Source organism: Micromonospora sp. NPDC005298, assembly GCF_040607375.1.
Taxonomy (GTDB): domain Bacteria; phylum Actinomycetota; class Actinomycetes; order Mycobacteriales; family Micromonosporaceae; genus Micromonospora.
Window position 1 is genome coordinate 19,083 of sequence record NZ_JBEXGP010000040.1, and the last position, 10,022, is coordinate 29,104.

General features: G+C 69.9%; 11 protein-coding genes. 10 read left to right on the forward strand and 1 reads right to left on the reverse strand.

Annotated elements, in window-relative coordinates:
* The first annotated feature begins 271 nt into the window (after positions 1-271).
* Together ABZS77_RS29490 and ABZS77_RS29495 are read left to right on the forward strand one after the other, a co-directional pair.
* Positions 272-607: a hypothetical protein gene (locus tag ABZS77_RS29490; RefSeq protein ID WP_354829540.1), complete on the forward strand. Its 336-nt coding sequence runs from the start codon at positions 272-274 to the stop codon at positions 605-607.
* Positions 608-622: 15 nt separating this feature from the next.
* Positions 623-1,543 (forward strand): hypothetical protein, encoded by a 921-nt coding sequence (locus ABZS77_RS29495; protein ID WP_354829542.1) that lies wholly within the window; start codon positions 623-625, stop codon positions 1,541-1,543.
* Between the two features lie 524 nt (positions 1,544-2,067).
* On the opposite strand, the gene ABZS77_RS29500 is transcribed toward ABZS77_RS29495, so the two are convergent.
* Positions 2,068-3,009 carry a COX15/CtaA family protein gene (locus ABZS77_RS29500; RefSeq protein WP_354829543.1) on the reverse strand — a complete coding sequence of 314 codons (942 nt, stop codon included), beginning with the start codon at positions 3,007-3,009 and terminating at the stop codon, positions 2,068-2,070.
* A 116-nt stretch (positions 3,010-3,125) separates the two neighbouring features.
* On the opposite strand from ABZS77_RS29500, the gene ABZS77_RS29505 reads away from it, so the two are divergent.
* From ABZS77_RS29505 to ABZS77_RS29540, 8 genes are all read left to right on the forward strand, one after another.
* The gene (locus ABZS77_RS29505) at positions 3,126-3,926 is read left to right on the forward strand and encodes an HTH domain-containing protein (RefSeq protein ID WP_354829544.1); all 801 of its coding nucleotides are present in this window, start codon (positions 3,126-3,128) and stop codon (positions 3,924-3,926) included.
* A complete protein-coding gene (gene sufB / locus ABZS77_RS29510; RefSeq protein ID WP_074312771.1) occupies positions 3,923-5,353 on the forward strand; it encodes a Fe-S cluster assembly protein SufB in 1,431 nt (476 codons plus the stop codon). Before ABZS77_RS29505 ends, sufB begins: the two co-directional genes overlap by 4 nt.
* Positions 5,354-5,419: 66 nt before the next feature.
* Positions 5,420-6,565 carry a Fe-S cluster assembly protein SufD gene (gene sufD / locus ABZS77_RS29515; protein WP_354829546.1) on the forward strand — a complete coding sequence of 382 codons (1,146 nt, stop codon included), beginning with the start codon at positions 5,420-5,422 and terminating at the stop codon, positions 6,563-6,565.
* Positions 6,565-6,891 carry a non-heme iron oxygenase ferredoxin subunit gene (locus ABZS77_RS29520; protein WP_354829548.1) on the forward strand — a complete coding sequence of 109 codons (327 nt, stop codon included), beginning with the start codon at positions 6,565-6,567 and terminating at the stop codon, positions 6,889-6,891. Before sufD ends, ABZS77_RS29520 begins: the two co-directional genes overlap by 1 nt.
* Positions 6,891-7,664, forward strand: a complete 774-nt coding sequence (gene sufC, locus ABZS77_RS29525; RefSeq protein ID WP_354829550.1) for a Fe-S cluster assembly ATPase SufC — start codon at positions 6,891-6,893, stop codon at positions 7,662-7,664. The genes ABZS77_RS29520 and sufC overlap by 1 nt, the downstream gene beginning before the upstream one ends.
* A gap of 20 nt (positions 7,665-7,684) precedes the next feature.
* Positions 7,685-8,989 (forward strand): cysteine desulfurase, encoded by a 1,305-nt coding sequence (locus ABZS77_RS29530; RefSeq protein ID WP_354829552.1) that lies wholly within the window; start codon positions 7,685-7,687, stop codon positions 8,987-8,989.
* Positions 8,990-8,991: 2 nt separating this feature from the next.
* Positions 8,992-9,465, forward strand: coding sequence for a Fe-S cluster assembly sulfur transfer protein SufU (gene sufU / locus ABZS77_RS29535; protein WP_354829557.1), 474 nt, complete (start codon positions 8,992-8,994; stop codon positions 9,463-9,465).
* The gene (locus tag ABZS77_RS29540) at positions 9,462-9,926 is read left to right on the forward strand and encodes a metal-sulfur cluster assembly factor (RefSeq protein WP_354829554.1); all 465 of its coding nucleotides are present in this window, start codon (positions 9,462-9,464) and stop codon (positions 9,924-9,926) included. The genes sufU and ABZS77_RS29540 overlap by 4 nt, the downstream gene beginning before the upstream one ends.
* Positions 9,927-10,022: the final 96 nt, after the last annotated feature.

The following is a 10,022-nucleotide window of genomic DNA, read 5'->3' on the forward strand; positions in this document are numbered from 1 at the left end:
CCCGTTGCGGATCGACCAGTTCCGTCTCAACTAATCACCATCATGGATCAGTTGTCCGGGTTTAACGTCACATCAGGGTAACTTTCGCATGAGTCGGATCGGCTCAACCTGCGAGGGCTCGATACCGGTTTGCCAGCGCATTTCGCACCCATATGTCGGTAAAAAACCGGACAGCAAACCTGTGTTCTGTCTTAAACCTGTAGGTAATTGGCATCACAAAAGCTTCATGGTTCTCGCACGGCCGACTGGAACTCTGCTTAGGCTTCGCGTCATGGCAGATGGTTCCGATACGACGCTGACGGACGAGCAGACCGTCGGTGAGCAGGCCCCGCACGGTCTGGTCGCCGGCCTCAAGGCGTTCGCCGCCGGACACGGTGGAGCGAAGGCGGTCATCGAGTACGTCGGCAAGCGTGGCGCGCGGATCGTCCTCGTGGGTTCCGACGGTGAGTGGGGCGACCAGTTCGCCGACGACACCGTCACGGCCCGGGAGGCGTGCGCCAAGGCGGGAGTCACCGTCGAGAACGCCTGGGAGCGTGAACTGATGGACCAGATGCGTCCGAGCAACGACCTCTGGCGGTCGATGGCCCGGCGCACGATGGCCCGCTGAGATAGATAACTGACATTGACCGACCACCACCAGTCGACCCGGGGGAGACCCCGGGTCGCTCTCGTCACCTGCACCGAACTGACCGAGCTGGACCCGGACGATCGTCTGGTCCTCGCCCCGCTCGCCGCCCGAGGCGTCACCGTCGAGGCTCCCGTCTGGGACGAACCCGACGTCGACTGGTCCTCGTACGACCTGGTCGTGCTCCGCTCACCATGGGACTACGCGCTGCGCCGCGACGAGTTCGTCACCTGGGCGGCAACCGTCCCGGCGCTCGTCAACCCGGCCGACGTGGTCCGCTGGAACACCGACAAGCGCTACCTCGGCGAGCTGAGCGCGGCCGGGGTGCCCACCGTGCCGACCTCCTGGGTCGAGCCGGGGGAGAGCTGGCAGCCGCCCGCCGACACCGGCGAGTACGTGATCAAGCCAGCGGTCAGCGCGGGCAGCCAGGACACCGGCCGGTACGACCTGGCCGACCCGGAGCACCGCGACCTGGCCGTGGCACACGTACGCCGGCTGTCCACCGCCGGTCGGACGACAATGATCCAGCCGTACCTGAGCGCCGTCGACACCGAGGGCGAGACGGCACTGCTCTTCCTGGCCGGCCCGGACGGGCTCGCGTTCAGCCACGCCATCCGCAAGGGGCCGATGCTGACCGGTCCGGACCTCGGCCCGGACGGGCTCTACAAGGCCGAGGAGATCAGCGCCCGTACCGCACGACCTGACCAGCTCGCGGTCGCCGAACGCACCCTCGCCACCGTGCCCGGCGGCACACGGCAGCTGCTCTACGCCCGGGTCGACCTGATCCCCGGCCCGGACGGCGACCCCGTCCTGGTCGAGCTGGAGCTGACCGAGCCGTCGCTGTTCATCGGGTACGCCGACGGCGCCCCCGAACGCCTGGCCACCGGGATCACCACCCACCTGGCCCGTCGCGCCTGACCGCACACCAGCGGTTCCTGCGCCGTCCCCGCACACGCGTCTACCGGGGTGGTCCCGATCAGGGCCAGCCCGGGAAGATCGCGCCACGTGTCGGGGCAGCCCCATCAGGGCCGCCGGGCAAGATGGCGCGCTACGTGCCGGGCCGGTCCCGGTCAGGGTCGCCGGGCAGGATCGCGCCATGTGCCGGGCCGGTCCCGGTCAGGGCCGCCGGGCAGGATCGCGCCACGTGTCGGGGCAGCCCCGATCATGGTCGCCAGCCGGCAAGATCACGCAACATCCAGGATCGAGTGGCCTTGGCGCGCCGCGAGGCCACTATTTCCGGGATCGAGCGCGATCTTGGCGCGGGGCGCGTCGCTGAGGCCACTACTTCCTGGATTGAGCATGATCTTGGCGCGGGGCGCGGGGCGCGGGGCGCGGGGCGCGGGGCGCGGGGCGCTCAGGCGGCGACCGAGTCGAGCAGGCGGTCGGCACGATCAGGCGACCGGGACGAGCGGGCGGTCAGGACGAGCAGGCGACCGGGACGCTCAGGCGGTGACCGGGACGGCGTCCGCCGGGACGGGCTGCGGTGTCGGGGCGGCGTTCGGGCGGCGTTCCCGGGTCGACCACTGCACCGAGAGGGTGGCGAGCAGGACCAGGCAGGAGCCGAGCATGTGCGCGCCGACCAGGAGCGCGGGCACGTGGGTGAAGTACTGGACGAAGCCGATGAGACCCTGACCCAGCTCGACGGCGACGAGGACGATCGCGGCGCGGGTGGCCCGCCGCGCGCCGACGGCCCGGAACGCGAAGATCAACGCAACCGAGAGGCCGATCAGCAGGAAGACCGCGTCGGCGTGTACCTGGGAGATCGCCTCCGGGTCGAGTCCGTTGCGGGCGGCGCCGTGGTCGCCGGCGTGCGGGCCGCTGCCGGTGACCCAGGTGCCGATCACCAGTACCGCGACGCTGACGCCGGTGGTGATCCGGGCCAGCGTGCGCAGCGGTGTGGGCACCACGGCCACCGTGGGGCCGTCCGGGTCGCCGATCCGCCGCCAGAGGGCGTACGCGGCGGCGATCACCGCCATGGAGGCGAGGAAGTGCAGCCCCACGACCCACGGGTTGAGGTTGGTCAGGACGGTGATGCCACCGATCACGGCCTGGGCGGGGATGCCCAGGAACACGGCGACGGCCAGCGCGAGGAGCCCGGGTCGGCGCGGCCGGTGCGCCAGTACGGCCAGCACGGTGGCCAGTGCGACGAGGCCCACCGCGAAGGTCAGCATCCGGTTGCCGAACTCGATCACCCCGTAGACGCCCATCTCGGGGGTGGTGACGTACGAATCGTCGGTGCACCGGGGCCAGGTGGGGCACCCGAGGCCGGAGGCGGTCAACCGGACGGCCCCGCCGGTGACGACGATGCCCACGTTCGCGATGATCGAGGCGAGCGCGAGGCGGCGCAGCAGGGTCCCGGAGACCGGACGGACGATTCGGTTCACGGCGCAAATCCTACGCACCGTAGTGATCGAGCTTCGTCCGACTCCGTCGGGTCGGTGGTTCGGATCACCGGGACCCGGGTTTGCGACCCTCCGGGTAATTACGTAACGTTGGCGTTGTGAAAAACGCGGCGGCGCTCTCCGGGCAGCGGTCGGCGGCCGTTCCGGCCGTCGGTGCTCCCGCGTCCGCGCCCGTCGTGACCCCGTCGACCGGGTTCGCCGGTGCGGCGGCGACCGAGGTCTCCACCCGGGAACGGGTCACCCAGCTCCTGCTGGAGCGGGGCGCGACCACGGCCGCGCAGCTCGGTCAGGCGCTCGGCCTGAGCCCGGCGGCGATCCGCCGGCACCTGGACGCGATGCTCGCCGACGGTGACGTCTTCGCCCGGGAGCAGACCGTGCAGGGCAGTCGCGGTCGAGGGCGCCCGGCGAAGGTTTTCCTGCTGACCGAGGCCGCGCGGGTGCGCTGTGGCACCCATCACTACGACAACATGGCCACCGCCGCGCTGCGGTGGATCGCCCGCAGTGGTGGTTCGGACGCGGTCGAGGCGTTCGCCACCGAGCAGGTGTCCGCCCTGGAGTCGCGGTGCCGGGCCGCCATGGAGGACGCCGGCGACGACCCCCTCGCGCGGGCGGAGGCACTCGCCGGAGCGCTCACCGCCGAGGGATACGCTGCCAACGCGACCACGATCGCCTCCGGCGGGCAGCTCTGCCAGCACCACTGCCCGGTGGCGCACGTGGCCGCCGAGTTTCCCCAGCTGTGCGAGGCCGAGACCGCGGTGATCTCCCGTCTGGTCGGCACCCACGTGCAGCGCCTGGCCACCATCGCGCACGGCGACGGGGTGTGCACCACGCACATTCCGACCCAGCCGACCCGCGCCCATTCCGGTAATCCCGTCACCACTGTGAGGACAGATAGATGACCGAGCAGATCGTCCAGCCCCTGACCCAGGAAGAGCAGCTCGCCGCCCTGGGTCGCTACGAGTACGGCTGGTCCGACCCGGACGCCGCCGGGGCGGTCGCCCAGCGCGGCATCAACGAGGCGGTGGTGCGGGACATCTCGGCCAAGAAGAACGAGCCGGCCTGGATGCTCGACCTGCGGCTGAAGGGTCTGCGGCTGTTCGGCCGTAAGCCGATGCCGGCGTGGGGCGCGGACCTCACGGGCATCGACTTCGACAACATCAAGTACTTCGTGCGGTCCACCGAGAAGCAGGCCACCAGCTGGGAGGACCTGCCGGAGGACATCAAGAACACGTACGACCGGCTGGGCATCCCGGAGGCGGAGAAGCAGCGCCTGGTCGCCGGTGTCGCGGCGCAGTACGAGTCGGAGGTCGTCTACCACAAGATCCGTGAGGACCTTGAGGAGCAGGGCGTCCTCTTCCTGGACACCGACACCGCGCTGCGCGAGCACGAGGACGTCTTCAAGGAGTACTTCGGCACGGTGATCCCGGTCGGCGACAACAAGTTCGCCGCGCTCAACACTTCCGTGTGGTCCGGTGGCTCGTTCATCTACGTGCCGAAGGGTGTGCACGTGGAGATCCCGCTGCAGGCCTACTTCCGGATCAACACGGAGAACATGGGCCAGTTCGAGCGGACGCTGATCATCGTCGACGAGGGTGCGTACGTGCACTACGTCGAGGGCTGCACCGCGCCGCTCTACTCCTCCGACTCGCTGCACAGCGCCGTCGTGGAGATCATCGTCAAGAAGAACGCGCGCTGCCGCTACACGACCATCCAGAACTGGTCGAACAACGTCTACAACCTGGTGACCAAGCGCGCCGTCTGCCACGAGGGCGCGACCATGGAGTGGGTCGACGGCAACATCGGCTCCAAGGTGACCATGAAGTACCCGGCGGTCTACATGACCGGCGAGCACGCCAAGGGCGAGGTGCTCTCGGTGGCGATGGCCGGCGAGGGTCAGCACCAGGACGCGGGCGCCAAGATGGTGCACGCCGCGCCGCACACCTCCTCGACGATCGTGTCGAAGTCGATCGCCCGGGGCGGCGGCCGCACCTCGTACCGGGGTCTGGTGCAGGTGTTGGAGGGTTCGCACCACAGCCGCAGCACGGTCAAGTGCGACGCGCTGCTGGTCGACACCATCTCCCGCTCGGACACCTACCCGTACGTCGACATCCGCGAGGACGACGTGTCGATGGGTCACGAGGCGACCGTCTCCAAGATCAGCGACGACCAGCTCTTCTACCTGATGAGCCGGGGCCTGAGCGAGGACGAGGCGATGGCCATGATCGTGCGTGGCTTCATCGAGCCGATCGCCAAGGAACTCCCGATGGAGTACGCCCTGGAGCTGAACCGGCTGATCGAACTCCAGATGGAGGGCGCGGTCGGCTGACGCCGTCCGTTCCCCGTCCGGCCGACCTGACACCGTCGTCGTAGCAGAGAACAGACCAAGGAAGAAATGACTACCCAGGCTTCCGCGCCGCCGCCCAGCACCAAGTCGCAGGCGCTGCGCTCGTTTGACGTCGCCGACTTCCCGGCCCTCACCGGCCTGGAGGAGGAGTGGCGCTTCACCCCGCTCAAGCGCCTCCGCGGCCTGACCAGCGACGCGCCGGCCGCGACCGGCGCGGTCCGACACGAGTACGCCGACCTGCCCGAGGGCGTCGCCATCACCCGGGTCGGCCGTGACGACGAGCGGGTCGGCAGCGTCCTGACCCCGGTCGACCGGGTCAGCGCGCTGGCGTACGGCGCCGCTCCCGACGCCCTGCTGCTGCGGGTGGCTCCCGACGTGGTGGTCGGCGAGCCGGTGCGGTTGCGGGTGGTCGGCGAGGGCGTCGAGCAGCCGTCGTTCGGGCACACCTTCGTCGAGGTGGGCCGGTTCGCCGAGGCGACGGTGGTCCTGGAGCACGTCGGGTCGGCCACGCTGGCCGACAACGTCGAGGTCGTCGTGGCGGACGGCGCGAAGCTGACCCTGGTCACGGTCGCGGACTGGGCCGACGACGCGGTCCAGGCGCAGCACCTGAAGATCAAGCTCGGTCGGGACGCGCGGGTCGTGCACATCCAGGTGTCCCTCGGCGGTGATCTGGTCCGGCAGTTCACGAGCGTCGAGTACACCGGCCGTGGCGGCGAGGCCGAGCTGTACGGCGTGTACTTCGCCGACTCCGGCCAGCACCTGGAGCACCGGCAGTTGGTCGACCACAACGTGCCGGACTGCCGCAGCTACGTCGGCTACCGGGGCGCGCTGCAGGGCGAGGACGCGCACACCGTCTGGGTGGGCGACGTGCTGATCCAGGCCGAGGCGACCGGCACCGACACGTACGAGATCAACCGGAACCTGCTGCTCACCGATGGCGCGCGGGCGGACTCCGTACCCAATCTGGAGATCGAGACCGGCGAGATCGCCGGCGCCGGTCACGCCAGCGCGACCGGGCGTTTCGACGACGAGCAGCTGTTCTACCTGATGGCCCGGGGCATCCCGGAGGGCGAGGCCCGGCGCCTGGTGGTCCGTGGCTTCTTCGCCGAGCTGATCAACAAGATCCCGGTGGAGGAGCTGCGCGAGCGCCTGGGCGACGCCATCGAGGCCCGGCTGGCCAAGGCCGGCGCCTGATGATCCGGATCTGCTCGACCGAGGACGTGCCGAAGGGCACCGCGATCAGCGCGGACGTCGACGGCATGCCGATCGCCCTGGTGCACGGCGAGGACGGCAGCTTCTACGCCGCCTACGACGAGTGCTCGCACGCCGCGGTCGCCCTCTCCGAGGGCGAGGTCGACGGCTGCACGCTCGAGTGCTGGCTGCACGGCTCCCGCTTCGACCTGCGCACCGGGCAGCCCACCGGCCTGCCGGCCACCGAACCCGTACCCGTCTACCCCGTCGAGGTCCGCGACGGGGACATCTACCTCAGCCTGACGCCGAGCAATGGAGTGACCCGATAATGAGCACCCTGGAGATCCGCGACCTGAAGGTGTCGGTCAAGCTGCCCGAGGGTGAGCTCAAGCCGATCCTGGCAGGCGTCGACCTGACCGTGAAGTCCGGTGAGACCCACGCGATCATGGGCCCGAACGGCTCCGGCAAGTCCACCCTGGCGTACTCGATCGCCGGCCACCCCAAGTACGAGATCACCGGCGGCTCGGTGACCCTCGACGGCGAGGACGTGCTGGCCATGACGGTCGACGAGCGCGCCCGCGCCGGCCTCTTCCTGGCCATGCAGTACCCGGTCGAGGTCCCCGGCGTATCGGTGGCGAACTTCCTGCGCACCGCCAAGACCGCCATCGACGGCGAGGCCCCGAAGCTGCGCACCTGGGGTGGCGAGCTGCGCGGCGCCATGGAGCGACTCCAGATGGACCCGGCGTTCGCCCAGCGCAACGTCAACGAGGGCTTCTCCGGTGGTGAGAAGAAGCGGCACGAGATCGTCCAGCTGGAGCTGCTCAAGCCGAAGATCGCGGTCCTCGACGAGACCGACTCGGGTCTCGACGTGGACGCGCTGCGCGTGGTCAGCGAGGGCGTCAACCGGGTCCGCGACAACGGCGACACCGGCGTGCTGCTGATCACCCACTACACGCGGATCCTGCGCTACATCAAGCCGGACTTCGTGCACGTCTTCGTGGCCGGCCGGATCGTCGAGCAGGGCGGCCCGGAGCTGGCCGACAAGCTCGAGGCCGAGGGCTACGAGCGGTACGCCGCCGGGGCCGGCACGGCCAAGGCCTGAGCGGGAGAGGCGCCGCCGAGATGACCAGCATCGCGATCCCCGAGGGGATGCCGCAGTACGACGACGTGCCGCGTTTCGACGTGGCCCGGGTGCGCGCCGACTTCCCGATCCTCGATCGGGAGATCAACGGGCACCCGCTGGTCTACCTCGACAGCGCCAACACCTCGCACAAACCCCGCCCGGTGCTCGACGTGCTCGCCGAGCACTACGCGCTGCACAACGCCAACGTGTCGCGCTCGGTGCACACCCTGGGCACCGAGGCCACCGAGGCGTACGAGGGAGCGCGGGCCAAGGTCGCCGCGTTCATTCACGCGCCGAGCGTCGACGAGGTGGTGTTCACCAAGAACTCCACCGAGGCGATCAACATCGTGGCGTACGCCTTCTCCAACGCCTCGCTGCGCCCCGACGGTGACCCCCGGTTCCGGCTCGGCCCCGGCGACGAGGTGGTGATCTCCGAGATGGAGCACCACTCGAACATCGTCCCGTGGCAGCTGCTCTGCGAGCGGACCGGCGCGACCCTGCGCTGGTTCCCGGTCACCGATCAGGGCCGACTCGACGAGTCCGGCCTGGAGGACCTGGTCACCGAGCGGACGAAGATCGTCTCGCTGGTGCACATGTCGAACATCCTCGGCACGGTCAACGCCACCTCCCGGATCACCGCGCGGGTCCGTGAGGTGGGCGCGCTGCTGCTGCTGGACTGCTCCCAGTCGGTGCCGCACCTGCCCATCGACGTGGTCGACCTGGACGCCGACTACATCGTGTTCACCGGGCACAAGATGTGCGGCCCCACCGGCATCGGTGTCCTCTGGGGTCGGGGTGAACTGCTCGCGGCCATGCCGCCGGTGTTCGGCGGCGGTTCGATGATCGAGACGGTCACCATGGCCCGGTCGACGTTCGCGGCGCCCCCGGCCCGGTTCGAGGCGGGTACCCCGCCGATCGCCGAGGCGGTCGCGCTCGGCGCGGCGGTGGACTACCTCACCGGCATCGGGATGCCGTCCATCCAGTGGCACGAGAAGGAACTGACGGCGTACGCGCTGGACGCCCTCGGCTCGGTGCCCGACCTACGGATATTCGGCCCGAACGTGCCAGTGGGTCGGGGCGGCACCATCTCGTTCGCGCTGGGGGACGTCCACCCGCACGACGTGGGTCAGGTGCTCGACTCGCTCGGCGTGCAGGTGCGGGTGGGCCACCACTGTGCCAAGCCGGTGTGCAGCCGGTTCGGCGTCCCGGCCATGACCCGGGCCTCGTTCTACCTCTACACCACCACCGAGGAGATCGACGCTCTGGTGGCCGGTCTGGAGCAGGTGCGGAAGGTGTTCGACTGATGGTGCAGCTCGACCAGCTCTACCAGGAGATCATCCTGGATCACTACAAGCATCCGCACGGCCGTGGCCTACGCGACGCCGACGACGCGGGTGACCGGGTCGCCGAGGCGCACCACGTCAACCCGACCTGCGGCGACGAGGTCACCGTCCGGGTGGCCACCGACGGCGCCGTGCTGCACGACATCTCGTACGACGGGATGGGCTGTTCGATCAGCCAGGCCTCGGCGAGCGTCCTGCACGAGTTGCTGCGCGGCCGGAACGCCGGGGAAGCATTCGAGGTGCACGAGGCGTTCGTCGAGTTGATGTCCGGACGTGGTCAGGTCACGCCGGACGAGGACGTACTCGGTGACGGGGTTGCTTTCGCGGGTGTTGCCCGCTACCCCGCCCGGGTCAAGTGCGCGCTGCTGCCGTGGATGGCGTTCAAGGACGCCGCGGCACGCGCCGGTGTGGGCGTGAGCCCGGAGGTGAAGGCATGAGCAGCGAGAACACCGCTACCGCAGCGACCCCGGAGGCCGGTGACGCCACCGCGGCGCCGCAGACCGACGCCGTGACGACAGACGGTGCCGCGACGCCGGGTGCCGGCGACGCCGCCACCCCGACGGCCGGCGTCAGCAAGGCCATGATCGCCGACATCGAGGAGGCGATGAAGGACGTCGTCGACCCCGAGCTCGGCATCAACGTGGTCGACCTCGGCCTGGTGTACGGCGTGCACGTGGACGACGAGAACGTCGCCACCCTGGACATGACGCTCACCTCGGCGGCCTGCCCGCTGACCGACGTCATCGAGGACCAGACCCGGCAGGCGCTGACCACCGGCCCCGGCGGCGGCCTGGTCAACGACATCCGGATCAACTGGGTGTGGCTCCCGCCGTGGGGCCCGGACAAGATCACTGACGAGGGTCGGGACCAGCTCCGCTCCCTCGGCTTCAACGTCTGAGTCGACCCCGGTCGGCTCTACCCGTCGAGCGCGACGCCCCGGCCGCTCAGGGCAGGCGGGTCTGGAGCATGCCGTTCTCGATCCGGGTGGGCAGGA

Coding starts and splice junctions, on each gene's coding strand:
- sufD (WP_354829546.1), top strand. CDS start 5,420: ATGACTACCCAGGCTTCCGCGCCGCCGCCCAGCACCAAGTCGCAGGCG.
- sufB (WP_074312771.1), top strand. CDS start 3,923: ATGACCGAGCAGATCGTCCAGCCCCTGACCCAGGAAGAGCAGCTCGCC.
- ABZS77_RS29520 (WP_354829548.1), top strand. CDS start 6,565: ATGATCCGGATCTGCTCGACCGAGGACGTGCCGAAGGGCACCGCGATC.
- ABZS77_RS29530 (WP_354829552.1), top strand. CDS start 7,685: ATGACCAGCATCGCGATCCCCGAGGGGATGCCGCAGTACGACGACGTG.
- ABZS77_RS29540 (WP_354829554.1), top strand. CDS start 9,462: ATGAGCAGCGAGAACACCGCTACCGCAGCGACCCCGGAGGCCGGTGAC.
- sufC (WP_354829550.1), top strand. CDS start 6,891: ATGAGCACCCTGGAGATCCGCGACCTGAAGGTGTCGGTCAAGCTGCCC.
- ABZS77_RS29490 (WP_354829540.1), top strand. CDS start 272: ATGGCAGATGGTTCCGATACGACGCTGACGGACGAGCAGACCGTCGGT.